Source organism: Peribacillus sp. NPDC097675 (assembly GCF_050277655.1).
In the GTDB taxonomy this organism is placed as follows: Bacteria; Bacillota; Bacilli; order Bacillales; family DSM-1321; genus Peribacillus.
In genome coordinates, this window is the sequence record NZ_JBNNSK010000016.1 from 36,953 (window position 1) to 61,599 (window position 24,647).

The 24,647-nt window shown below is 43.1% G+C and carries 29 protein-coding genes; 20 read left to right on the plus strand and 9 right to left on the minus strand.

What is annotated here, in order from left to right:
- Window positions 1-33: 33 nt before the first annotated feature.
- Genes ACQKL5_RS19355 through ACQKL5_RS19370 form a run of 4 tightly spaced genes read right to left on the minus strand, consistent with a single transcriptional unit; the run spans window position 34 to window position 4,032 of the window.
- Window positions 34-1,509, minus strand: coding sequence for a phytoene desaturase family protein (locus ACQKL5_RS19355; protein WP_427610543.1), 1,476 nt, complete (start codon window positions 1,507-1,509; stop codon window positions 34-36).
- Window positions 1,506-2,609 carry a glycosyltransferase gene (locus ACQKL5_RS19360; protein ID WP_427610500.1) on the minus strand — a complete coding sequence of 368 codons (1,104 nt, stop codon included), beginning with the start codon at window positions 2,607-2,609 and terminating at the stop codon, window positions 1,506-1,508. Before ACQKL5_RS19360 ends, ACQKL5_RS19355 begins: the two co-directional genes overlap by 4 nt.
- A gap of 11 nt (window positions 2,610-2,620) precedes the next feature.
- The gene (locus tag ACQKL5_RS19365) at window positions 2,621-3,283 is read right to left on the minus strand and encodes a lysophospholipid acyltransferase family protein (RefSeq protein WP_427610501.1); all 663 of its coding nucleotides are present in this window, start codon (window positions 3,281-3,283) and stop codon (window positions 2,621-2,623) included.
- Window positions 3,280-4,032 carry a carotenoid biosynthesis protein gene (locus tag ACQKL5_RS19370; protein ID WP_427610502.1) on the minus strand — a complete coding sequence of 251 codons (753 nt, stop codon included), beginning with the start codon at window positions 4,030-4,032 and terminating at the stop codon, window positions 3,280-3,282. Before ACQKL5_RS19370 ends, ACQKL5_RS19365 begins: the two co-directional genes overlap by 4 nt.
- A 256-nt stretch (window positions 4,033-4,288) precedes the next feature.
- Between ACQKL5_RS19370 and ACQKL5_RS19375 the strand changes: the two genes are divergently transcribed.
- Complete coding sequence (locus ACQKL5_RS19375; RefSeq protein WP_427610544.1) at window positions 4,289-4,678, plus strand: ferritin-like domain-containing protein; 390 nt, start codon at window positions 4,289-4,291, stop codon at window positions 4,676-4,678.
- A gap of 38 nt (window positions 4,679-4,716) precedes the next feature.
- On the opposite strand, the gene ACQKL5_RS19380 is transcribed toward ACQKL5_RS19375, so the two are convergent.
- On the minus strand, window positions 4,717-5,607 hold the full coding sequence (locus ACQKL5_RS19380) for an EamA family transporter (protein WP_427610503.1): 891 nt from the start codon (window positions 5,605-5,607) through the stop codon (window positions 4,717-4,719).
- 145 nt (window positions 5,608-5,752) lie between these two features.
- Between ACQKL5_RS19380 and ACQKL5_RS19385 the strand changes: the two genes are divergently transcribed.
- The 6 genes from ACQKL5_RS19385 to lepB all read left to right on the plus strand — a co-directional run bounded on the left by ACQKL5_RS19385 (window position 5,753) and on the right by lepB (window position 9,506).
- Window positions 5,753-6,202 carry an Rrf2 family transcriptional regulator gene (locus tag ACQKL5_RS19385; RefSeq protein ID WP_427610504.1) on the plus strand — a complete coding sequence of 150 codons (450 nt, stop codon included), beginning with the start codon at window positions 5,753-5,755 and terminating at the stop codon, window positions 6,200-6,202.
- 76 nt (window positions 6,203-6,278) lie between these two features.
- Window positions 6,279-6,983 (plus strand): DsbA family oxidoreductase, encoded by a 705-nt coding sequence (locus ACQKL5_RS19390; RefSeq protein ID WP_427610505.1) that lies wholly within the window; start codon window positions 6,279-6,281, stop codon window positions 6,981-6,983.
- Window positions 6,984-7,140: 157 nt separating this feature from the next.
- Window positions 7,141-7,956 (plus strand): uroporphyrinogen-III synthase, encoded by an 816-nt coding sequence (locus tag ACQKL5_RS19395; protein ID WP_427610506.1) that lies wholly within the window; start codon window positions 7,141-7,143, stop codon window positions 7,954-7,956.
- A 54-nt stretch (window positions 7,957-8,010) separates the two neighbouring features.
- The gene (locus ACQKL5_RS19400; protein ID WP_427610507.1) at window positions 8,011-8,187 is read left to right on the plus strand and encodes a DUF4083 domain-containing protein; all 177 of its coding nucleotides are present in this window, start codon (window positions 8,011-8,013) and stop codon (window positions 8,185-8,187) included.
- Between the two features lie 90 nt (window positions 8,188-8,277).
- A complete protein-coding gene (locus ACQKL5_RS19405; protein WP_427610508.1) occupies window positions 8,278-8,709 on the plus strand; it encodes a DUF4064 domain-containing protein in 432 nt (143 codons plus the stop codon).
- A gap of 248 nt (window positions 8,710-8,957) precedes the next feature.
- Window positions 8,958-9,506 (plus strand): signal peptidase I, encoded by a 549-nt coding sequence (gene lepB, locus ACQKL5_RS19410; protein ID WP_427610509.1) that lies wholly within the window; start codon window positions 8,958-8,960, stop codon window positions 9,504-9,506.
- A gap of 15 nt (window positions 9,507-9,521) precedes the next feature.
- On the opposite strand, the gene ACQKL5_RS19415 is transcribed toward lepB, so the two are convergent.
- A complete protein-coding gene (locus ACQKL5_RS19415) occupies window positions 9,522-10,214 on the minus strand; it encodes a VOC family protein (protein WP_427610510.1) in 693 nt (230 codons plus the stop codon).
- 218 nt (window positions 10,215-10,432) lie between these two features.
- Here ACQKL5_RS19415 and ACQKL5_RS19420 point away from each other — a divergent pair, with 218 nt between their 5' ends.
- The 8 genes from ACQKL5_RS19420 (at window position 10,433) to ACQKL5_RS19455 (ending at window position 18,723) form a co-directional block, all read left to right on the plus strand.
- Entirely contained in the window at window positions 10,433-10,918 is a 486-nt protein-coding gene (locus tag ACQKL5_RS19420) for a DedA family protein (protein ID WP_427610511.1), read from the plus strand.
- A gap of 226 nt (window positions 10,919-11,144) precedes the next feature.
- Window positions 11,145-12,557, plus strand: a complete 1,413-nt coding sequence (pepV, locus tag ACQKL5_RS19425; RefSeq protein WP_427610512.1) for a dipeptidase PepV — start codon at window positions 11,145-11,147, stop codon at window positions 12,555-12,557.
- Between the two features lie 21 nt (window positions 12,558-12,578).
- A complete protein-coding gene (gene dat / locus ACQKL5_RS19430; protein ID WP_427610513.1) occupies window positions 12,579-13,433 on the plus strand; it encodes a D-amino-acid transaminase in 855 nt (284 codons plus the stop codon).
- Window positions 13,434-13,636: 203 nt separating this feature from the next.
- Complete coding sequence (locus tag ACQKL5_RS19435) at window positions 13,637-14,869, plus strand: Nramp family divalent metal transporter (protein WP_427610514.1); 1,233 nt, start codon at window positions 13,637-13,639, stop codon at window positions 14,867-14,869.
- Window positions 14,870-15,121: 252 nt separating this feature from the next.
- Window positions 15,122-15,676 (plus strand): RNA 2',3'-cyclic phosphodiesterase, encoded by a 555-nt coding sequence (gene thpR, locus ACQKL5_RS19440; protein ID WP_427610515.1) that lies wholly within the window; start codon window positions 15,122-15,124, stop codon window positions 15,674-15,676.
- A 24-nt stretch (window positions 15,677-15,700) separates the two neighbouring features.
- The gene (locus ACQKL5_RS19445; protein ID WP_427610516.1) at window positions 15,701-16,711 is read left to right on the plus strand and encodes an NERD domain-containing protein; all 1,011 of its coding nucleotides are present in this window, start codon (window positions 15,701-15,703) and stop codon (window positions 16,709-16,711) included.
- Entirely contained in the window at window positions 16,695-17,630 is a 936-nt protein-coding gene (locus ACQKL5_RS19450; RefSeq protein WP_427610517.1) for a diacylglycerol/lipid kinase family protein, read from the plus strand. Before ACQKL5_RS19445 ends, ACQKL5_RS19450 begins: the two co-directional genes overlap by 17 nt.
- Before the next feature lie 310 nt (window positions 17,631-17,940).
- Window positions 17,941-18,723, plus strand: a complete 783-nt coding sequence (locus ACQKL5_RS19455) for a phosphotransferase (protein WP_427610518.1) — start codon at window positions 17,941-17,943, stop codon at window positions 18,721-18,723.
- On the opposite strand, the gene ACQKL5_RS19460 is transcribed toward ACQKL5_RS19455, so the two are convergent.
- Complete coding sequence (locus ACQKL5_RS19460) at window positions 18,720-18,998, minus strand: YtzH-like family protein (protein ID WP_427610519.1); 279 nt, start codon at window positions 18,996-18,998, stop codon at window positions 18,720-18,722. The two genes, ACQKL5_RS19455 and ACQKL5_RS19460, sit on opposite strands and share 4 nt — an antisense overlap.
- A 222-nt stretch (window positions 18,999-19,220) precedes the next feature.
- Between ACQKL5_RS19460 and trmB the strand changes: the two genes are divergently transcribed.
- Together trmB and ACQKL5_RS19470 are read left to right on the plus strand one after the other, a co-directional pair.
- Window positions 19,221-19,859 (plus strand): tRNA (guanosine(46)-N7)-methyltransferase TrmB, encoded by a 639-nt coding sequence (trmB, locus tag ACQKL5_RS19465; protein WP_427610520.1) that lies wholly within the window; start codon window positions 19,221-19,223, stop codon window positions 19,857-19,859.
- Between the two features lie 148 nt (window positions 19,860-20,007).
- Complete coding sequence (locus ACQKL5_RS19470) at window positions 20,008-20,853, plus strand: YtnP family quorum-quenching lactonase (protein ID WP_427610521.1); 846 nt, start codon at window positions 20,008-20,010, stop codon at window positions 20,851-20,853.
- A gap of 43 nt (window positions 20,854-20,896) precedes the next feature.
- Here ACQKL5_RS19470 and ACQKL5_RS19475 read toward each other — a convergent pair whose 3' ends face one another.
- Window positions 20,897-21,214: a PepSY domain-containing protein gene (locus ACQKL5_RS19475; RefSeq protein ID WP_427610522.1), complete on the minus strand. Its 318-nt coding sequence runs from the start codon at window positions 21,212-21,214 to the stop codon at window positions 20,897-20,899.
- A gap of 174 nt (window positions 21,215-21,388) precedes the next feature.
- Between ACQKL5_RS19475 and ACQKL5_RS19480 the strand changes: the two genes are divergently transcribed.
- The 3 genes from ACQKL5_RS19480 to ACQKL5_RS19490 all read left to right on the plus strand — a co-directional run bounded on the left by ACQKL5_RS19480 (window position 21,389) and on the right by ACQKL5_RS19490 (window position 23,992).
- Window positions 21,389-22,462: a M42 family metallopeptidase gene (locus ACQKL5_RS19480; protein ID WP_427610523.1), complete on the plus strand. Its 1,074-nt coding sequence runs from the start codon at window positions 21,389-21,391 to the stop codon at window positions 22,460-22,462.
- Between the two features lie 68 nt (window positions 22,463-22,530).
- A complete protein-coding gene (locus ACQKL5_RS19485) occupies window positions 22,531-23,046 on the plus strand; it encodes a DUF84 family protein (RefSeq protein ID WP_427610524.1) in 516 nt (171 codons plus the stop codon).
- A gap of 82 nt (window positions 23,047-23,128) precedes the next feature.
- Entirely contained in the window at window positions 23,129-23,992 is an 864-nt protein-coding gene (locus ACQKL5_RS19490; protein WP_427610525.1) for an AraC family transcriptional regulator, read from the plus strand.
- A gap of 108 nt (window positions 23,993-24,100) precedes the next feature.
- Here ACQKL5_RS19490 and ACQKL5_RS19495 read toward each other — a convergent pair whose 3' ends face one another.
- The gene (locus ACQKL5_RS19495; RefSeq protein ID WP_427610526.1) at window positions 24,101-24,550 is read right to left on the minus strand and encodes a YtoQ family protein; all 450 of its coding nucleotides are present in this window, start codon (window positions 24,548-24,550) and stop codon (window positions 24,101-24,103) included.
- Window positions 24,551-24,647: the final 97 nt, after the last annotated feature.

Below are 24,647 nucleotides of genomic sequence, written 5' to 3' on the forward strand. Positions count from 1 at the left end.
ACAGGCCACTTCTCACTGGAAGTGACCTGTTTTTTATTGCTCCAGTTCAATGATAGCGTGGGCTACATTTAGTCCACTAATCGTGACCATTGGAGAGCCACCGCCAGGGTGAGTGCTGCCGCCTACAAAAAATAGGTGTTTGATATCTTTACTGGTGTTTTGCGGGCGTAGAAAGGCATCTTTTTTTCGATTGGCAGATACTCCATATAAGGCCCCGCGATAGGCACCGAATTGCGAGGCAATATCGGAAGGAGTGATGATTTTCTCTTCCACGATATGATCAGTAAGATCGAGACCACGAGAAGACAGCGTTTCAAAAATCAGTTCTTTATAGGCAACAGGGTCGATTTGCAGATTCCCATCAAGAGGAAGAGCAGGGGCGTTCACCAGGATGAACAAATTATCCCCTTTTGGCGAGCGGTCAGGGTCCGTATGGGATGAGTTGCAAATATAGATGGTCGGCTTGTCGCTGTATGTTTTATGAATGAAGATGTCGTTAAACTCTTGTCGATAATCATCGGAAAAATAAACGGTATGATGTTTCAACTGAGGAAACCGTTTATTGATACCCACCATGACAACGAATGCCGAAATGGACGGTTCCAATTTATCCACCTTTTCATTTTTGAAAGAAGGACGTTCCTTTTCGGGTACGAGTTCCGGGTAGGCTTTCAATAAATCTGCGTTCATGATCACATAGTCAGCCATCACTTTTTCCCCGCTTTGTAACTCAATTCCCGTTGCTTTTTTACCGGACACGAGGACCCTCTTTACTTCCGATTCACTATGAAGACCAACACCCAGCTTCATGGCAAGAGAAGCGAAACTTTCGGCGATTTTCACATTGCCGCCTTTTACATAGTACACCCCTTCGACCATTTCTAGATAAGCAATCATTGCAAACGTCGCAGGCGCCTGGAATGGTGATGAGCCGATATATGTCGCATATCGATTATAAGCTTCGATGATACGGGGGTTGGAAAAGTAAGATTGGAAAAAGGAATCCAATGTTTGCAGTGGCCGTACCCGCAACATCGCCGCCCCTAAGGATGGTGAGACATAATCACGCCACGAACGAAACGTTCTTGGTAAGAAGTATTGTTCAGATAGCTTGAATAATCTAGTGATTTCCTTAAGGAAAGAGTGATAATTTCCTGCTCCGGTAGGATCAAGTTCCTGAAGTTGCGAAAGCATTACTTGCTGATTGCTTGAAAAATCGAACTGGGTTCCATCCGGAAATATGTTGCGTGTATGATTATCCAATTTAATCATCTCAAAATAATCTTCAGACCGTGAACCCGTTTGTTCGATCACTCGCTTAAATACAGAAGGCATCGTGATGGTATTGGGACCGAAGTCAAACGAGTAATCACTAAGTTGAATCGGCATTAATTTTCCACCAAAATGTTGATTCTTTTCGAATAGTTCAACGTGAAATCCCTTGTTAGCAAGGGTGATGGCCGAAGATAAACCACCGAGACCGCCGCCAATGATGGCCACTTTTTTCATGAATAGAACCGTCCTTTCCATTCGTAGGATTGTTTGGACCATGATCTCCACATGGAGGCATGCATAATGCAAATGAATGAAGCAGCGGATAAGGGCATCAAGAGTGATAGATAACCTCGTTGATTCGTCACTCGGTCTACAATGTAACGCTGGCAGGTCACGAGAATATAGGGAATGAAATAAATTGGCTCTAACTGAAAAATCCCGAACACAAGCAAGAGAAGTGGCCCTATGTAAAAGAAACCATAAAAAATTGTCAATAAAACGACTAAGGGAAAAGATCGTCCTAAGCCGTTGTAGATGTTTTTTAAAAACCCTTCCCATACTTCCCGGTTTGTCTCATACATCCGGCATGACACTTCATCGGTAATGTTGGCAAGCAATACATTAAACCCCTTTTCTTTCATCCTCCGTGCAATATGGACATCTTCGACTAAAGATGAGCGAACCGTCTCGTGTCCCCCCATCTTCCTATATGCCACTCGTTCAAACAGCATAAATCCTCCATGGGCAGCGGTGGTGGCTAGGATATTCGTTCGGTTGGCAATCATGAGGGGCAAATGAAACAAGACGACAAAGTGCTGCATCGGAACTAGTAGTTTGCTAAGAAAAGAAGGGACTTCAAACGCAGAAAATCCCGTTAACAGTTGCACATGGCTTGTTTGCATAAGCGAAATGGATTTTTCAAGACAGTGGGGCTTCAAGCGAACATCCGCGTCGACAAAAAGGAAGTAGTCCCCATTGGCCTCTTGTTGCAGCTGATGACATGCATGAACCTTGCCTACCCATTGGTTAGGCAGATTTCCCCCCGATAGGAGGCGAAATCTGCTGTCCCCTTCGATTTGTTTTTTCAAAATCGAACATGTTTGGTCCGTTGACTGATCATCTAATAAAATGAATTCAAGATTCGGATAGGTTAGGGACTTTAAACATTGGACGATGGAAAGGGCGTTCCGCTCCTCATTTCTCATGGGAACCATTACGGAAACAAGCGGAGTTCTTTCTAGTGACGCTTGTTTTGGTAACCTTGGCAAGCATAGGGCATTCAGGATCGTCCATATGACAAAAATCGTTAAGCAGGGGATCAAGATAAATAACATGGAACACTCTCCTAAAGTAAATTCGAAAACATGTTCAGTTGCCTCGTTACGACGAGCTCCTTCAGTTCATTCAGTTGTTCGGTGCAGACTTGTTCCAATCCAGCCGTTTTTTCGGTCCGCGAACGACCGGGTAAATCATGATGATATAAAGGGTGGCCAGCTTCAATGTACACTTCCGGCTTTTTTTTATGGCCGAATGAATAATAAAAGCTAATCGGGACGACCTGTATGTGGGGCAAGCGTTCCAACATGTACGAAATGCCTGGTTGAAAGCCAAGCGGACGCTTCTCTAAATGGCATTCTTCTCCTTGTGGAAACATCCAGACACTCTTTCCTTCTTGTACTAACTGCTCTGCATAGCGAAGGGAGCGCAAGATATCCTTTGGATTAGAGCGGTTTATGGAAAAGGCTCCTAATCTTTTGAAATATGGATATTGCTTTAACCCCGATTCATGCATCATGATATAGACGTCTTCAGGCAGGACGGTTCGAACTAGGTGAAAATAAAGGAGTCCATCCCACCAAGAACTATGATTTGCTATATAGATAACCGGGGTTGTGGGGAAATTCCCTTTGGAATATAGATAGACTTGATCAAAGGATCGGCGTAATAAACATTGATGATAAAAGGAAAACATCGAGTGGAATAGTCGACTTTTATTGGCTTGTATCATCTAGTTGTCTTTCTTAAGGCGAATATGAGAAGTAAGCAGGCTAATAAAGAGGTGAGCGAACTTGCCAGCCAGAGCTTCCCGAGTATGCCCAATAAGATGAACATCACGATCATCAGTACGAATAAAGTAATCATCCGGTTTTCCCATAGTATATTTTCGTTTGTGCCGTTCTTCCATTTGATGACGAACAAGAGAAACAGATGAAGGATGAAGGCGACAAGAAACCAGCCGAAAAAATTACTAAAGGGAATCCCGTAATAAATGCCCGTTTCTTCCCAGAGCCAATATTGTTTCACCTTATAGGAAACGGGATCGATGATTAAATCGATGACAACTGCAATGCCTCCTCCGACAATGGCATATAAAAGGTTGCCCCGTGGAACGATTCTCCTTGCCAATACATGAGACGTTCCCATCACCATCAGCCACGCAAACCCAATGGCAATTGGGACCTCGAATAAATTGGGGGCGAATTTTTCCGTATAGCCATACTGTCCAAATAAAATATTATAGGCAGAGCCAAGGTATTCTATTAGAAAGGAAAAAGAAAATATGACACTACTAATCAAGATGCCGTACTGCCAATTGAACTTCTTGAAAAAAAATATCACCGCTAACGATCCGGCCAATATCAGGAACATGGCATTTGCCCATTCTAACCATGATGGTATCCAATCAAAGCTAAGCAGAACGATTCCGCAAGCGTACCAAAAAAGGAACACTTTATATAAAACTTCATCCAATGTCATGTATGTATGAGACCCTCCCTTGTTGAAAATTAAATATACAAACATTGTACAATAATTATACAAATATTGAAAATGGTTTTATTCAAAGTAAAGGAAAAGGAAGATGCGCTTTCTCTACTTGAGCGTGAAGAGGCAGTGCACAGATGGGCACCTATTCCTACATTTGTCATAAGATGATTGAAAGAAGAATGGGAGGTCCTTAAATATGTATGAATATGTAGGAAATAATCATGAAGAGGATAGGCAGCAGGCTGCCATGGTACGGAAGCTAGAAAAGGCGATCAATGGGGAGTATAGCGCCATCCAATGTTACGAAAAAATAGCTAGGATGGCTCCTAATGAGATAGAGCGGAAGCGGATTCTTGAGATTAGGAAAGATGAGATTAAACATTTTCAGATGTTTTCACAACTGTATATCAATCTGACCGGAGTTCAACCCCAACCTAAAGTGACGGAAGAATGCCCGAATTCATATAAAGACGGGTTGGAGTTCGCCATTCAGGATGAACAGGAAACCGTGGATTTTTATTTGGAAACAGCAGATGGTGCGGCAGACCGCTCGGTAAGAAAAGCTTTCCGTCGTGCTGCCGCAGATGAGCAAAACCATGCCGTATGGTTTTTGTATTACTTCGTAAAAAATAAATAATGTACGAGAAAGAGTATCTTGAAACCCCTATTTTCAAATTAGGATAAAGTGCTCTTTTCGATGGGAGCAGATGCCTTCGGTGAAAAGGTCAGGGAAAAGATCCCGCATAACAGCAATCCAACACCAAACCAGTTCAGCAGGCTCAAGTTCTCCCCGACAAGGAAGACACCAAGAAGCGCCGCCACCAAGGGTTCGGCCAAAGACAAGGAAACCGCGGTTGACGATGGGACGGATGTAAGGCCTTTGTTGAAAAGCAAGTAAGCTAATGCGGTTGCAAAAAGACCAAGGTGAAGGCTGACGGCCAATCCGTTGGTGGTGACGATCCAGCTACTATCAAAGATGAATAGCATAGGGGACAATAGCAAGGCGCTTAACGTGAAGATGACGGCAGCCGTTGCTTCTGGAGGCTGGCTGTCCAGGATCTTTTTACTGACGAGTGTATACACGCTAAAGGCCATACCCGCACCAAGTGCCAATAGGATCCCGATTGGGTCGATTGCTCCTGACCCTTCATTTGAAAAGAGAAGCAGGCACCCCGCAATCGATAATCCCGTTGCCAGCCACCAGATCGCTGTGGGGCGCCTTTTTTCAACCATCCATTCAAGGAAACCGGCAATGATGGGAGCGCTGCTCAGTGTAATGATGGTACCGATGGCGATACCAGTTAGACTGACGGCCATGAAAAATAGGGGTTGATAACATGCCATGCCTAGTGTCGCCAAGAGCGTTTCTCTTACTGGCCAATTATGAACCTTTAATTTCTTTTGCAAGAAAGCGATCAGTACAAGCACCATACCTCCAAAAGCAAGGCGAACTGAACCGATGGCAAAGGGATGGGCGCCATCGGGGGAGAATGATTGGGCGGTACCCGTCGTTCCCCACAGCATGGCACCCATTATGACGAATAGATAAGCGGATTTTCCTCTCATACATTCTCTCCTGTAAATGAAATTCTATTATTCTGATAATTTTACCATATTATATAAGCGCTAAGGAGTAAAAGGGCCATTTGTTCCAGAGATAGGAACATAGTATACTAGTCTTAAATCTTCGGTTTGGTAAGGAGGAATGGGGATGTCTTCAATTACTAAAAATAATAAAATCGGACCTGCTCGATTTTCCATTGCCATTCATTCTCTCGTTTGGTTGGCTCAAAGCGGAGAGCTGCTGACGAGTTCGGTGATAGCGTCTAAGGTCGATTCGCATGCTACATTTCTACGTAGGGTGATGGCCCAGCTTGCGGTAGCCGGAATAGTGGAAACGAAGGAAGGACGCGAGGGTGGATATAGTCTCAATATACCCGCCGATGTGCTGACCTTGGCGGATGTATATCTAGCGGTACGACCGGAATGTCTGGATAGTTTGGTCACGAGTGAATGTGGGGAAGTCGGAAAACAGCTCGATCATGCTTTGGAAGAAATCATGATTGAGGCCGAACAGGAAACACTTAAGTTATTAAAAGGCTACACGTTAGAACAGTTCATGTACAAAATAGATTTTTCCGAAAGTGCATATATAGGGTAATATCCTTGCAGAAGGGTAGCCCTCCCTATATAATGTGCTTATTATGATTGCATTTGATTCAGAGGAGGTTTTTTAGATGAAGGTAGAAATTTGGTCGGATTATCAATGTCCGTTTTGTTATATTGGAAAGCGTCGGTTCGAGGAAGCCTTGAGCCAGTTTGAACATAAGGATCAGGTAGAGGTTGAATTCCGCAGTTTTGAGTTAAATCCGGAAGCGGAACGGGATATCAATATGAGCCAAAATGAAATGTTGGCGAAGAAATATGGCATGTCGCAGGCCCAAGTGGAAGCTAACAGCCAAAATATGACTCAACAAGCTGCAGAGTTGGGGCTTGAATATCATTTAGATAAAGTCGTCTTGACGAATTCTTTTGATGCCCACCGCTTGATGCACTTTGCTGAATCAAAAGGAAAAGGGAAAGAAATGAATGAACGGCTTTTCAAAGCGTACTTCACGGAAGGTAAGCATATCGGTGACCATGCCACATTGGCGAATGTAGCTGAAGAAGTCGGTCTGGAAAAGTCAGAAGTGGAAAGTATGTTAACGGGCACGGCGTTCACGGCAGAAGTAAGGGGCAACGAACAAGAAGGAAGCTTGCTCGGGATAACAGGTGTCCCATTCTACGTGATCAATCGCAAGTATGGCATTTCCGGTGCTCAGCCTCCTGAGGCGTTTCTAGATACGTTGAGGAAGGTTTGGGCAGAGGAAAACCCATTGCAAATGGTAAGTGGTACAGGGGATGCATGCACGGATGGTTCTTGCGGCGTGCCGGAAAAATAAAGAGTTGAAAAGCAGTAGGAGACTCGGGATGTTGAGTCTCCTTTTTTAGGTTTGATTAAGAGAAGGGATACAGAAGCTCATTGTTTTATAGTTTAATAGATTGAAAATTTGTATAATGAGGGGAGAAAACAGTGGAACATACATGGAGGGGTCATGAATGAGTAAGCTTAATGGCAGAACCATTGCTCTATTGGGAGCAAGGAAAACGGAAGAACTCAGTAAAATTGTTCATAATCTAGGGGGCATCCCGCTTGTCCGGTCCGCACAAGGAACGGTGTATCTAAATGATTCTCATCTTGAGGAAGATGTGACCCGTTTAATGGAAGGAGAGTTTGACTGGATCATTCTCACGACGGGAGTGGGTACGGAACTTTTATATAATACGGCTGTAAGAATGGAAGCGGGAGACCGTTTTATCGAAGCTTTGCAAAAGATGAAAATAGCCGTTCGGGGGTATAAAACGAAAAATCTGCTTAAGAAGCTTGGGCTGGAATCGGCCGTCCGTGACGATGATGGCAGTATGGCAGGATTGGTGCGTAATCTTGAGGGACAACTGTCCGGAAATGTGAAAGTTGCATTGCAGCTGCACGGAGATCCGGCGCCGCTTCTGATGAACTGGTTGGATGAACAGCACATCGAGCATAAAGAAATATTGCCCTATGAACATGTTGCACCGGAAACAGAAACGATGACTCTATTAATTCAGGAAATACTCGATGGGAAAATAGATGCGGTGATGTTTACAAGTGCTCCACAGCCGCGCAATTTAATGAGGTTTGCCCGTGACCTAGGTGTGGAAAGTCATTTGATCAATCGCTTTGATTCGGAAGTCGTGGCCCTTGCTGTCGGAAAAGTGACGGCACAGGTCATCATCGAGGAAGGAATCGGCCGGGTCATCTATCCAGAAGATCAACGGATGGGCAGTGCGATGGTTGAGCTGGTGAAGTTTTATCAAGGCAATTTAACGAAGTAGGAAGATGGAGGAAAGCTATTGAGCTGTTAACCGAAGGGCATGGGGGAGTCTAACATGGAATGGACTGTTGGTGATGTGTTGTGGCAATTATTTTTCCTTGGACTTCTTGTATTGCTGGTTGTTATGGTCGTGAAGCTTATTCGTTTTTTTCAAAAACACACGAAGGGAATTTCGGACATAGAAAAGAAGCAGCAAGAATCAAATGGAGGAATAAATAAAGAGAAAGAGTAAGAATTAGGGCCTAAAATTGCCTAACAATCTTTAATCCCTACCGAAATGGGGTAGTGAATCTTAAGTAACTTTTTCTTGGGAGGACTTATTATGAAACGTACAGGGGAATTTGTGTTAAGCATTATAGGCGTATCTATCGCAATGATTTCTTTAATAATCGGAATCATCACGACTGTCTACGTCAGTACGGTCGACCTTACGGAAGTGATTGAAGACTCATTAGGTCCAGATATGGAGATGGCGGCCACTGATATGGAAATGACGTTACAACTATTCAATGTATTGGTATGGGTTGGAATTGTATCTTTATCATTGGCCTTGCTAGGTGGATTGATAGCCATTATTCTACTGAAAAAAGGCAACGTGAAAGCGGCTGGAATCTTATTCATCATTACTGGCATTCTTACAATATTTCATTTGTGGCCCCTCATCTTTTTTATCATACCGGGGATTATGTGTCTGGCAAGGAAGCCAAGATTCATTAGCACCGAAGAGGTCGAAGCTGACAATAGGCTCGGATAATGAGTACCCAACTCCAGTTAAGAAGCGCATTCGATTTCAAATATCGAATGCGCTTCTTGACTAATATGGCGAATGTAATGAAGCGAATCAGAAAATAATTTTCATCATTCAACCACGAAAAAGGATAATCCACCCGCAGTGACGAATATTCCAAGTATAATTAGGGAAATGTGGTTATTTATATGAAGTGATTATAATTTTACTATGATATAATGGCTAGACTAAAACACAAGAGAGAGGGACTTCAATTGGAAAAAAGCAAAGAGGTTTTTTCATGGGTTAAAGCGATTGGAATTGCAGTTATATTGGCATTCCTGATTCGAACATATATTTTTGCACCAATAGTCGTGGATGGGGAATCCATGATGCCGACTTTACAAGATCACGAAAGAATCGTACTGACTAAGTTTGGCACGAGTATTGGTAGCATCGACCGATTTGATATCGTCGTCTTCCACGCTACGGAAGATAAAGATTATATAAAACGGGTGATTGGTCTGCCAGGTGATCATATTGAATATAAGGATGACATCCTTTATATTAATGGAAAAAAATATGATGAGCCCTATTTAGATGAATATAAAGAAGACATGGGTGGGGAGCCACTGACTGGTTCTTTCAAGCTTGAGGAAGTATCAGGTAGCATGACGGTACCGGACGATCAGTTGTTCGTGATGGGCGACAACCGCCAGAATAGTTTGGACAGCCGTGAAATCGGACCCGTGTCCGTAGATGAAATAGTAGGTAAAGCGAATTTGGTGTATTGGCCTATCAAGGAATTTAAATTGGTAGAATAAAACGAACGGACTCGATTATCGAGTCCGTTTTTCGTTTAGTGGAGAAACATGGATGTCGCCTGTACCATCTTGGGTGATCTCTGTCTTGAAATCGACTTCTATCGTGAGCGGGTGGATTTCGGCATATTGTTCTGAAAAAAACCACCGTCGTCCTGGTTTGCCTAATAACAAGAACGCCCCATCACTACCCATGAAAGTAAGGCCATCAGGATTCAGGGCCTCATGATCCCGAATTGGGATATTTACGTCAATCAGTTTCTGACCCACCCCATCAATATCGCCTGTCGTTACATTGATTTCTCCAATGGCCAATAAAGAATCCATGGAAAAGGGCTCATTACTCTCGGGTGAGATGGAGTGTCTTGCAATCAACTCGACAATGTTGCCGTTAGGGTCAGTGAAATAAAGCGAATGGGCGTTGATATGACTGAAGTATACCTCGTCATCCCCATCTTCCGTATTTAAAGGAGTGAGTGCCTTAATCCATCTCTTCGCTTCCTGAAATTGATTGGAAGGGATGTTGAAGGCCAAATGATAGAATGGCTTGCTACCGCTATTGGTTTCAGTGAAACTTAGTTCACTTGCTCCTATCTTTATTGAAAAGCTATCTGGCGTCTCCCTAAGCAAAGTGGCCCCGAGCCGGTTCAGATAAAAAGCTTTTGTTTTTGCAAATGAATTCGAAGCGAGTTTAACTTTGTTGATAAGCATAAGTCCCCACCCTTTTTCCTTTTCCTCCCATTATAATTCAATTCGGCTGGATAAGCGTAAAAAGGAAATTTATCTGCGTATTTTGAAGTTTTTTTAAGAAAAACCACTCATATGGGTTAAATTGGGTTATTCTATAAGGTAGAAGTAATCACGTTACCCAGACCCGTACCGAAATTGGATTACTTCTTACATAGGGCGTCTGAGATGGAGTACGAAGAATGGACATGGTAAAAGAGTTAATTTCAAACTATGGTTATTTTGCGATATATGGACTTCTGGCGTTGGGGATCATTGGTTTGCCGGTACCCGATGAATTTATGATGACGTTTGTGGGGTATTTGGCGTCGATATCTGTTTTGAATGTACAAGGTGCCTTCTTTGTCAGTTTTCTAGGTTCGATTTCAGGGATGCTCATCAGTTATTTCATAGGCAAAAAGATTGGCAAGCCTTTTTTAAGAAAACATGGGAAATGGATTCGGATGACGCCCACAAGGCTCGAGAATCTTGAGAGATGGTTTAATAAATACGGACCGTGGACCCTTATCATCGCCTATTTCATTCCGGGCATCCGCCATTTTGCCAGTTATTTTTCTGGAATGAATGGAATGGGTAAACGGAAATATTTTATCTTTGCAGGTGTAGGGGCATTCAGTTGGTGCTTGGTGTTTACGGCTGTTGGCTATTTCATTGGTGTTTTAACTTAAGTGATAATGGACCTTGCCTTACAGAAAGAGAAGTTCTTTTATAGATGATGGAGATCCGTTCTGTTCATGGAAGCGGATCTATTTTTTATGAGTGGAACCATTGAATCATATACCTGTTTTATGGCCGTCAAATTACGGGAATAAGAAAGAATGGTCTCAACACTTGGCGATAAATATAGAAATAGTGATAAAATGAAAAATATCTGAAAAAGGGAGTTGTCATAATTTGAGTGAATTGAATTGGCGCGAAGAAGTGGAAAAAAGAAAAATGGACCTTTTGGTCGATACACAGAACTTGTTGAAGATTAAAAGTGTATTGGATGAGAGTCAAGCAACAGAGGAGGCTCCATTTGGCGAAGGAGTCAAAGAAGCATTGGATTATATGCTTCAGTTAGCGAAAAAAGACGGTTTCACCGTGAAAAATGTCGATAATGTTGCCGGACATATCGAAATGGGTGAGGGTGAAGAATTAATCGGGATCCTATGTCATGTCGATGTCGTTCCTGAAGGAGATGGATGGAGCTCAGACCCATTTGGTGCTGAAATCCGCAATGGACGCATCTATGCGCGTGGGGCGATTGATGATAAAGGGCCGACGATGGCCGCTTATCATGCCATGAAACTTGTCCGCGAGCTTGGCAAGCCATTGAACAAGCGTGTTCGAATGATCATTGGTACGGATGAGGAATCAGATTGGCGTTGTGTCGATCGTTATTTCGAAGTGGAGGAAATGCCATCCATGGGCTTTGCACCGGATGCAGATTTCCCCATCATCAGTGCGGAAAAAGGGATTTGGGATTTTTCCATCATTCAGCAAGCAGATGCAGGCCCTGGAACGAATTCAGAGGTGAATGTAATGGAATTTTCTTCAGGCAGAAGAACGAACATGGTACCTGATTTCGCAACGGCCATTGTGGAAGCGGCCAACCCTGCTGAAATCGTGGCAACCTACGAGAACTATTTGAAAAGGTATTCGCTGAACGGACAGGCCGTGCCACAAAAGAATCAAGTTCTTCTCGAACTGAATGGCGTTTCAGCACATGCGATGGAACCGAAAAATGGAGTCAATGCGGGTCTGCATTTAGCTATGTTCTTGGCGGACTTATCACTAGATCCCCATGCGAAATCCTATTTCACTTTCATTAAGGATTATCTGTTCGAGGATTCCCGTGGAAATAAATTGGGTGTCGCGTATACCGATGAACAAACAGGCGAATTGACAATCAATGCGGGCACATTCAACTATTCTAAACAAGGTGATAGCTCCATCGGCTTTAGTATGCGTTACCCGGTTACATATGAATGGGAAAAGCAAAAAGAAGCGTTAGAACAAAAGCTTTCCACATATAATCTACGTTTGGAATCCAATTCGCTTTCAACGCCTCACTATGTGAATAGCGATAGCTTCTTAATCAAGACGCTCCAAGAAGTGTATGAAGCGGAAACGGGCGAACAAGCGGAACTCCTTTCCATCGGTGGCGGAACATATGCCCGTTCATTGAAGGAAGGTGTTGCATTCGGTCCCCTATTCCCAGGCAGTGAGGACATCGCGCACCAAAAGGATGAATATATCGACATTGAAGATATGCTGAAGGCAACGGCCATTTATGCCCGTGCTATTCATGAACTAGCCAAATAAGAGTTTAAGAAGGAGTAAGACATGGGGAAGATCATTTTTAACGGTGAAATGAAAGACCGGTCTGCCATTCAGATAGATGTCGAGGATCGAGGATACCAGTTTGGAGATGGTGTTTATGAAGTCATCCGTGTTTATAACGGAAAACTATTTGCAGCTGACATGCATCTAAACCGACTCATGGACAGCGCGAAATTGATTCAACTGAAGGTCCCTTTTACAGTGGCAGAAATCAAGGAGAAGACAAAAGAACTAATTGCTTCAGAGAATCTGGAGTATGGCATCGTCTACATGCAATTGACGAGAGGCATTTCGCCCCGTAATCACGCATTTCCAGTAGGTAAAGTGGATCCTGTCTTTGTTGCTTATACCAAGGATATGCCTTATACGGGAAGTAAGCCAGCGGTCAAAGCTGTCACGGTCGAGGATATCCGTTGGTTACGTTGCAACATCAAGAGCTTGAATTTGCTGGGTAATATATTGGCTAAGCAGCAAGCCGTTGAAGCGGGCTGTGGAGAAGCGATTCAACATCGGGATGGAACAGTTACGGAGGGAAGTTCATCCAATGTGGCGATCATCGTGAAGGGTACGCTGAAGACGCACCCGGCAACGAACCTGATCCTGAACGGGATTACCCGCCAGATCCTACTTAAGCTGTGCAACGATAATGGCATCTCTTATGTCGAAGAACCCTTCACCCTCTCGGACATGATGAATGCAGATGAAGTTCTGTATACTAGTACAGGCGTTGAAGTCACACCGATTACCGCAATCGATGGTCAATTGATTGCGGATGGAAAATCAGGTGAAGTCACAGTCCGACTGCAAAAATTGTTTGTTGAGGAAATTGAACGGCAATGTGGTAGTCTAACTGAATAACTTCCAAATCCCCCTGCCAGATTGGAGTCAGGGGGATTTTTATGTGTGCATTTTCGATACGCGACATACCCCTGCATCCTATACATTCATTTTTATTAAGCATTCGTTTTGACATTTTGCAAACTTCAGGCATATACTTTTCATATCAAAAGTTTACCTTGTGCAACTTTTTAAGTCGTGTATAAAAAAAGGAGCTGAAGTGTATGTCTTCTTTACATGGAGATACAAGAGGATTCAAAAAGCTACTCCCCTTTTTAGGGCCAGCTTTTATTGCCGCCGTGGCTTATATTGATCCAGGGAATTACGCTACGAACATTGCCGCGGGTTCGAAATATGGCTATACGTTATTATGGGTTATTCTTGCGTCCAATTTAATGGCGGTCTTGATACAGTCCTTGTCTGCAAAATTAGGAATAGCAACAGGGAAAAACCTACCTGAACTATGCCGTGAGACATTTTCCAAAAAGTCTTCGTTCTTATTATGGATTCAAGCTGAAATCGTCATTATGGCGACTGATTTAGCCGAGTTCATCGGAGCGGCACTGGGGATTTATTTACTATTTGATCTTCCGCTGATCACTTCTGCGATTATTGCAGCAATCGGGTCATTTGCCATTTTAGAGTTTCAGCGAAGAGGGTATCGTACATTCGAAGCGTTGATCACTGGGATGATATTCGTTGTGGTGCTTGCTTTTGGGGCTCAAGTCTTTTATGCGAAACCGGATACCTCAGAGCTCCTTATGGGCCTTCTAACCCCCAAATTCGAAGGAGTCGATAGCATTTTATTATCAGCTGGGATGCTTGGAGCGACTGTCATGCCACATGCGATATACTTACATTCTTCTCTAACGCAAAAGCGAATCGTTGGGAAGAACGAATTAGAACGAAAACAAATTTTTCGTTTTGAGTTTATCGATATCGTCATTGCCATGCTCATAGCGGGTGCCATCAATGCTGCCATGCTAGTGGTTTCGGCAGCGCTGTTTCATAAAAGTGGGGTGCTTGTAGAGGATTTGGATGTGGCCTATGACCAATTTGCCTTGATGCTGGGGCCATCTGTTGCCATGTTTTTTGGAATCGGCCTATTGTTTGCCGGTCTATCTAGCTCGTCCGTCGGTATGCTCACAGGAGATGTGGTCATGCAGGGATTCATTAAAAGGCATATCCCAATTTATTTGAGAAGGCTGATCACGACGATTCCTCCATTAGTGATCATTTTGATGGGAGTGAATCCGTCCAAAGCGCTCGTAATGAGTCAAGTCGTACTATCATTTGGTATCGCCTTTGCGCTCATTCCACTCATCAAGTTTACAAGTGATAAGAAAATCATGGGGAATCTAGTCAATCACAAATTGACTTCGGGCTGTGCCTGGATCATCGCTTTCCTTATTATCGGGCTGAACCTGTTCTTGCTATATGAGACACTTCTTGGCTAATGCCATTCATACCGAATAAAGCAAAGGGAAGGACCAGCTGATGGTCCTTCCCTTTGCTCTTTCTATGAAAGCCCAGAGCGGGGTATTAGAATATAATATAGGATTTGTTTCAGTCATAAAATGGCATGAAGAAGAGGGAAGGGGGGAGAATGAGAAGGGGGTCCGCGTGCGATGTTTGAAGCTAACAGGAAAGTTTATGCATTTGAATTATGGTAAAATCATATAGAAAATAGAAAGGGATGTTTGTGTCCGATGAATACTCATTTTTTCTTTGCTTTAGTACTGCCAGATTCTATTAAGCGTCATTTACATACCCAGACAGATGAACTGAAATCCACGTTTCCATTTAAGAAATGGTTACATCCAGCCGATTATCATATTACAATGGCATTTCTGGGAAATGCCGAAGCTACAATGAAAGAAGAGGCATTGGAGTTAATAAAACACTCACTCGCCAATGAACAGGCCTTTGAACTTGATATTGATGGAATCGATGTTTTTGGCAAAAAAGAAAGCCCCCGTATTTTGTGGGCAGGCGTCAAGCAGGAGGAAAGGCTAAACGCCATCCAGAAGAAAATATATGAATCATGTAAACAGGCGGGCTTTGAACTGGACAAAAAACCATTTAAACCGCATATTACATTGGCCAGGAAATTCGAGGGTGAGCCAACTTTTTCTATCAACAAAGTCCGTCAGCTAGTAAACCCGGAGGAGAAAAGGTTTCAAGCTTCCCAAATTGCTCTCTATCAGACACATCTTGGAGCGTCCCCTTCATACGAACCGGTCTATACAATAAATCTTAAATAATAGAGGAAGATGGGTGGTGGTCGAATGGCACAGCTCATAAAAATACAGGATTACATTTCCCGGTATGAGCAGGATATTTATCGATATCCGTCACAATTTGCAAAGTTAAAAAAACAGCAGTGGGATAAACTGCAGGCTGCCTATCACGCAGGTGAGCTAGAGAATTTGTACAGTCAACCAGCGGAAGAGCAAACTCTGTTCAAAAATGATACCGCAGAGGAAGATCCAAAGGGGATCTTCCGTAAAGTAAAAGGGTTATTCAACCGATCGAACAACCAAGAGAAAGCCGTCGAAGACATACATATCCCGAATCCGGTGATCAATCATAATGTCTTTTCTCTAAGAGTTCCGGCGAATCCAGCCAATTTGGATGAGCTTAAACAGAATTTCTTAAACCAGTTACTTCGTTTTCAAATGAAATGGGGCAGCTCGACGCTTCGTGAAAAGTCATATGTGGACCAGTCATTCTTTCTAGAAGAAAAACTCCGCTTTTTCCTGCAGCGTTTTCCCGACACATTTCTAGTCTTATATAAACCTATTTTTCTGTTGAAAAATGCTCCTATCGAAGTCGACGTCATTTTATTAACGCCGGTCGATGCTTGGTGCATTACTTTTTTGGAAGCGGAAGAGGATGCGGCCTTTATTGGATCGAGCGATCGCTTTTGGCTACGCCGGCATCATAAGTATCCGGACAAAAAAGTTCTCAATCCTTTCTTGGCCGTTAACCGGATGGGAAGTATCGTTACTCAGTTATTTGAGCTATACGAGGTGAATTTGCCGATTAAAAAGGTGGTCCTTTCCCGGAATGGCTATGTGGATTACCCGGAGACTCCATATGACATCGACCTTTTGGATAAACGGCGTTTCCCAGAATGGTTTGACAAGATGCGGTCCATTTCATCTCCGCTTAAGGCGCAACAATTAAAAGGGGCGCAGGCGTTGCTGGATTATTGCCAAACGACTTCAAGCATGCGACCGGAATGGGATGCTGATCAACAACAACCAGAGGGAAATGAGCATGCAGAACCTAAATGAAACCATTTATTTCATAGTGAATCCAGTGGCTGGAAATAAGGGGAGCATGATTATATGGGAAAAAGCCGAAGACATACTGATATCCGAAAATGTTTCCTATGAGGTCTTTTTCACAGAAGCAAAAGGGCAAGCCCTAAGATGGACGAAAGAGATTCTCATGCAAACAAATCAGAAAACAAGGATTATAGCGGTTGGAGGAGATGGAACCTTACACGAAGTCATAAATGGCGCGGCAGCATTTCCTCATGCAGTCATTGGCTCCATCCCAGGAGGCTCCGGCAATGATTATGTAAGAGGGGTACAGAAAACGACAGACCTCGAAGAAGCCCTTTCTCTATTTTTCTGTGATGTCAGCAAGAGCTTGGACATCGGACAGTACAAGACAAAAGGTCATACCGGATATTTTATGAATAGCATAGGGATAGGGATTGATGCCGAAATTACCTATGAAGTGGACCGGTCCCCTCTTAAAAAATGGTTTAACTTTCTCAAAGCGGGTAAATTAATCTATCTATTCATTTTCATTAGAAAATTATTTACATATAAACCGGGCCCTATGGAATTGACGATTGATGGGAAAAGGCGCAGGTTCGAAAAAGTATGGTTCATTGTCATCGCAAACCAGCCTTATTTTGGAGGCGGGATGAAAATTTCCCCAAAGTCAAAGCTAGATGATGGCATATTTGAAGTACTCGCAGTTCATGACCTTTCGCTTTTGAAAGTATTGACGGTGTTTTTGACTGTTTTATGGGGAGGTCACCTCAATATCAAAAATGTGGATTCTTTTTCTGGAAACGTGATATCCGTTAAGGATTTTCGGGCTGCCAAAGTTCAGGCAGACGGAGAAAATGTGGGGATGGATGAGGTAGAAGTAAGGGTCTTGAAGGAGAAAATTTGTGTCATGTTCAAGGGTCGCTGATGGTTAGGCGTTTGGAAATGATTCCTTTGTACTTGTTTTATGAGTATAATCGTTTTATAGTACTTGACGAAGAAACCATTTTTCAACTAAAATTTAATTTATGGCTATTGTAAGATTGCTCAATAGCTATTTTTTATTTTCTTATAAAACAGATGATGTTTTTAATTACGGAATCTGATTCCGATGCACGTATACATGCAGCTTTGCCAGGTGGCGGGCTTTTTAATAAACATTAGTTAGTGGTATTACATACACTAGGTGAACGTACTTACATTTGTATGATTAAGCGAGGAAATCGAAGGTGAGCCAGTTGGAACATTTATTAGGTCAGGAGTGGGATATATCCCCTGCTGGAGGAGCTACAGGAGAAGCTTTTATTGCCGAGAAAGACGGGCAAAAGCTGTTCCTGAAACGAAATTCATCGCCATTTTTAGCTGTTCTTTCAGCTGAGGGCATTGTTCCGAAATTAGTGTGGACAAAACGCCTCGCAAATGGCGATGTAATTACGGCCCAGCATTGGATGGAAGGTAGGGAGCTAACTCAAGCAGAAATGGCCAAAGAAAGGGTTGCCAAACTGCTTCAGAAAATACATCAATCCGACCCTTTATTAAGCATGCTTAAAAGGCTTGGTAAAAATCCTTTACGACCTGAAAGTATACTTACAGACATAGAAGACGGATTATCTACAGAAGTAATGAACCTTCTGATTATTAAACACGCTGTTCATTTTCTAGAGAACAATCTACTATTGATTGACTGCGATGAAAAAGTCGTGTGCCATGGTGATGTAAACCATAATAATTGGCTTATGACCGAAAACGATGGCTTGTTTTTAATTGATTGGGATGGGCCGGTAATCGCTGATCCAGCCATCGATCTGGGCATTTTGCTTTATTCTTATGTTCCACGCAGTGAGTGGGGACAGTGGTTAGCCCGCTATGGTAAGAAACTTGATGCAGGCTTGGAGATGAGGATGAAATGGCATACAGTTTCCCAACTGGTGCTTTCCATCCAATGGCATCATGACAGAGAACGTTATCAAGAAAGAGATGATTTACTAACGAAACTGGAAGCCCTTCTAATGGTCGATTAATTAAATTGATCGATGTCATCGACCCATTGGGACAAGTTGTCCTGATGGGAAGTAATATGTGCTTCCAAGTCTGGGGATCCGATGCCCCTTTGACTGTATTGGTATATTTCTTTCAGTATCGTTTTTACATTTTGATCAATATCCGCATTGATCATCAATGATTTGACCAGTCTTTCAACCTGTTCACATTCAGCAACGGAACCACTGGAGTCCGTGTTTTGGTTGTACAGGATATCCTTTAACAGATTTAATTGGTTTTCATGGGAAAGTGGCATAGCTATCTCTCCTTTCAAATAGTAAAATCAAAGGTTCTCATGATTATGGTGTGTGTTGCAAAAAGTTTTATACATGATAATCGCAGACTGCCGCCTGGATGGCCGGCAGTTTTTTTTCTACAATCGGGAAAGGTGCCATCCATTAACCGAAAAATCAACTTGCGGGAATCCATATTCCCGTGTTATGGTTTGAACGATTATAATATAAATAGGGGTGTCATCATGCGTTTAAGAAATAAACCTTGGGCTGAAGACCGTTTGAATGAATTTCCACAATATGTGATTCAGCAGCCAGTGAGCCATAAAGGTAAATGGCATGAAGTATTCGGTAACGATAATCCGTTATATATTGAAGTAGGTACGGGTAAGGGCCGTTTTATTACAGAAATGGCAAAAGCCCATCCTGATGTGAATTTCATTGGAATTGAAGTATATAGAAGCGTCATCGTTGCGGCACTGGATTTGCTTATTGAAGCAGAAGTGCCAAATTTAAAGCTGTTGAATGTTGATGCAGCGAATCTGGCCGATTATTTTGCAAAGGGCGACGTGGCTCGCGTGTATTTGAACTTCTCCGATCCATGGCCGAAATCCCGTCATGCGAAGCGTCGGTTAACGTATAAAACCTTCCTGGAAACGTATGAAAGCATTCTTCCGGATCAGGGAGAAATTCACTTTAAAACGGATAATCAGGGTCTGTTCGAGTCTTCCTTGAAAAGCATTTCCGAATATGGCATGCTGCTGAAATATGTGAGCCTTGATCTGCATAACAGTGATTTTGAAGGCAATATCATGACGGAATATGAAGAGAAATTCTCAAGTAAAGGCAATGTGATTTATCGTATGGAAGCCAAATTCCAATAAGATTTCAAAGAAAACCAGGCGATGGCGCCTGGTTTTTTTTCTTAGTAACTGAATGGTGGTTATCACCTCACAGCGCTTGCAAAAGAGTTACATGATATCAATTTCAATAAATGGAAGCAGGTGTTAAACTGGAAGGGGAGGGGATAAAATGGAAACTTTACAAATAGGGGAAATTAAACTTACTTGGCTAAATGGCGGAGTGACTCACTTGGATGGTGGCGCGATGTTTGGTGTTGTACCGAAACCGCTTTGGTCCAGGAAATATCCTGTCAATGAAAATAACCAGATAGAATTGCGGACAGATCCGATACTTGTTCAAGCGAACGGGTTAAATATGCTGATAGATTCCGGGATTGGCAATGGCAAGATGAACGACAAGCAGAAACGGAATTTTGGTGTGACGGAAGAATCCGGGGTTATTGAAGATTTGGCTCGACTTGGAATTGAACCGAATGAAATCGATTACATTTTGATGACCCACCTGCATTTCGACCATGCCTGCGGGTTAACGAAGCGTGAGGGTGACGTAGAGGTACCGGTATTCGAACGTGCTGAAATCATCACGACTCAAATCGAATGGGATGAAATGCAATACCCGAACATCCGTTCAAAAAGTACATATTGGAAGGAAAACTGGGAGGCAATTGCCCAACTCGTACACCCCTTTGAAGGGGAATGTGAAATCACGCCAGGTATTAAAATGATTCATACGGGCGGACATAGTGACGGACATGCCATCATCTTGATCGAAGACGGTAAAGACAAACTGATTCATATGGCAGACATCATGCCCACACACGCCCATGCGAATGTGCTTTGGGTCTTAGCTTATGATGATTACCCGATGACCTCCATTTCGGCTAAAGAGAAGTGGATGAAGTATGGTCTGGAGAATGGTGCCTGGTACAGCTTTTACCACGATGCCAGCTATTGTGCCATCAAGTGGGATGGAACTGGGAAAGAGATGAAGGATGAATTAAAAAGGAATAGATAAGAACACAAAAAAAGGGAGGCGATATGGATCGCCTCCTTTTTAATCAATCATGTTGTGCGTTCAATTCTAATATCGTACCTGTTGAAGCATCAGCCACAAACTCGAATTGTTCACGGTTGCCATCGGTATTTCTAGTGATGCCGCCTTTGTATACTTGATAGTCGAGGTCATTTTTTTGATAGCTTTCAGGTTTCATTAAAATCCACGATCCATATATACTTCCATCTTTTCTGACGGTTTCCTTTACCTGAGCCAATACTTTATCAGGAGAAGGCTTAGTTGATTGATCCAAAATTTGTTTTGTGACATAGCCTGTAGCGAAACCGGCTGCTGTTCCTAATAAAAATGTTTTCCAATTCATGAATTTCTCCTCCATTGCTTTTTATTCTTCACTCTATCTAGTATACATAAGAACTCTTTCTTTGACTAACGATTTGAAATTTCACCCATTAGCTGATAAATTTAAACATGCTAGGTGGTAACTATCGTCTAAGTTCGGTAAAATAAATAAGAAAAAGAGTTAAGGGGTAGAGATATGGATCATGAGACTTTAACACTATTTAAAACATTGACGGAATTACCGGGTGCTCCTGGAAATGAGCATGCCGTGCGTAATTTTATGAGAAGTGAGCTTGAGAAGTATTCGGATGAAATCGTCCAGGATGGCCTGGGAAGTATCTTTGGTGTAAAAAGAGGAAATGCAGAAGGCCCAACTATACTAGTGGCCGGGCATATGGACGAAGTGGGCTTCATGGTCACTTCCGTTACGGAAAATGGCATGATCCGCTTCCAGACTCTTGGAGGATGGTGGAGCCAAGTCCTCTTGGCACAACGAGTGGAAATTATCACGGACAACGGTCCGGTAATCGGGGTCATTGGTTCCATCCCCCCACATTTGCTTGAGGAATCGCAGCGTTCGAAACCTATGGATATTAAGAATATGTTGATTGATATCGGTGCAGATGATCAAGAAGATGCGAAAAGAATCGGAATTAAGCCTGGACAGCAGATTGTCCCGATTTGTCCCTTCACACCGATGGCCAATGAAAAGAAAATCCTTGCGAAAGCATGGGATAATCGTTATGGTTGCGGCCTTGCGATTGAACTATTGAAAGATTTGAAGGATGAAAAATTACAGAATATTTTATATTCGGGAGCTACGGTTCAGGAAGAAGTGGGATTAAGGGGCGCCCAAACGGCTGCCCACATGATTAAACCGGATATCTTCTTCGCCTTGGATGCCAGCCCGGCAAATGATATGTCCGGCAACAAAAATGAATTTGGACAGCTAGGTAAGGGTGCACTATTGCGTATTTTAGACCGGACGATGGTCACTCATCGCGGCATGAGGGAATTCATTCTCGATACGGCAGAATCGAATGACATCCCCTATCAATATTTTGTGTCCCAAGGTGGAACGGACGCTGGGAAAGTCCATATTGCCAATGATGGGATTCCGAGCGGCGTAATTGGGATTTGCTCCCGTTACATTCATACACATGCATCGATGATCCATATTGATGATTATGCGGCTGCCCGTGAATTGATTGGGAAATTGGTTCGTGCTTGTGATAAAACGACATTTGAGACATTGAAGAATAACGGATGATAATGAAAGCTGAAATGGAGGGGACGCCCTTCTATCAGCTTTTTTTTCATAGAGGGAAGGACATACATATGAAGATTGCAGTAGGCAGTACAAATCCGGCTAAGGTTCAGGCCGTAATGGAGATTTTTAAAGAAGCAGACGTCATCTCGGTCCAGGTGGAAAGTGAGGTATCTGACCAACCATTTTCTGACGAAGAAACCTTAAATGGAGCCGTGAACCGCGCTCGTAATTGTCTGATCGAAAGAGATGCCGATATCGGAATTGGCCTTGAAGGTGGCGTCGTCAAAATGGAGCGGGGATTATTTGTATGCAACTGGGGGGCAATGGTTACGAAGGATGGCGACATCTTCATTGCCGGGGGAGCTAGAATCCCGCTCCCCGAAAGAATTGCTAAACGCTTGGAAAATGGGGAGGAACTTGGTCCGGTTATGGACGATTTCACCAAGAGGGCGAATATCCGCAAAAAAGAAGGGGCAATCGGGATATTTACAAATGAACGGATTACCCGAGCTACCATGTTCGGAAATATTATGGAAATGATAGTCGGTCAATGGGAATATAAGAAAAATCATGATGAAAGCTGAGACTGCCATGACAGAGCATACATTGACAGGATTTTAGGATATCGGCGCTGGTAATATAGAAAACAAGGGAGGGGAAAGCCATATGGGGTGGGTTGAATCCATTCAAAAGGCCATCGACTATTTAGAGGAGCATTTGCTCGAGGACTTGACCATCGAGGACATTTCCTGTCAGGCGAATGCTTCAGCTTTTCATTTTCAGCGGACGTTCACCATCTTGACGGAGATATCCGTTGGAGAATACATCAGGCGCCGTAGATTGACTTTGGCTGCCCAGGAGCTGGTAAGCACCAATGGCAAGGTCATTGATGTAGCCTATAAGTATGGCTATGACACTCCCGAGGCTTTTTCAAAAGCTTTTCGCCGGCAGCATGGAGTACCTCCAAGCGAAGCCCGAAAGTATATGGGAAAGCTGACATTCTATGAACGCCTGGTTATCCAGGTGGTTCTAAAAGGGGCGGAACCGATGAAGTATAATATCATTGAAAGAGATTCCTTTCGTGTGATGGGGATCAAGCGGGAATTTTTATTAGAGAACGAAGGAAACCTAATTGGAATTCCGAAGCTTTGGGACGAGGTGAATTCGGACGGTACCAGCGATCGCTTAGGAAAGTTAAACAATGGCCGAATAAAAGGATTGCTAGGCGTGTGTGACGCTAGCTCAGAAAAGGAACATAAGGGTTCAATGGAGTACTGGATAGCGACGGAGTCTGACGGGAGGGTCCCCAAAGAGTTTTCAGTAATGATGATACCAACTTCCAAGTGGGTTGTCTTCGAGGTCAATGGCCCAATGCCTGAGGCCATGCACAAGGTTTGGAAACAAATCTTTTCGGAATGGTTCCCGACAAGCGGCTATGAACATGCCGGGACACCTGAATTGGAAGTGTACGCCGATGAGGATTCTACAGCCGCCGATTATTACTCCGAGATTTGGATTCCAATTAAATAGATAAAAAAAGGCTTGTGGAAAAGTGTATCCTGCAAGCCTTTTTTTATAAATGTGATAAGCACTCTATAAGACGGGAGCGATGAGAAAGTGAATTTCGGTAGTGAAGGTTTACTTTCCTTCTTCAAATATATAAGACAGTACCTTTAGAGCTTGGTTCACGGACTCGACCGTGACGCTTGCTTTTTCGGATAGTTCTTTAAGGGCGTGGTGGTGCAATTCAGGGCGAATCAGGATAAGGGGTTTGCCAAGTGAGATGGCGGTGCTTGCATCCATGGCAGTATTCCACTGCTTATACTTTTCACCAAATAGCGTGATGACAAGATCAGCTTGCTTCATCATTAGGCCTGTACGTAAATTGTTGATTTGAGAAGCAGCAGCATCTTTTAAGATAGGAGAAGGCTGACTCCCCAGAATATCCTCCCCGATATTATCGGAGCGTTCATGATTTTCCATTGGCCCGACAAATTCCAACGGTAGCTTTAAGGCAACTGCCTTTTCTTTTAATTCGCTTCTCCAATTTGAATGGATTTCTCCAGCAAGATAAACCGTTAATTTCATGATGATCCTCCTTAGTGTCTAATTTGCTTACATTGTATCATGTTTTAAGAAAATGGATGGTTTTCATAAATTAGGATATAAGTAAATGTAAGTTGAT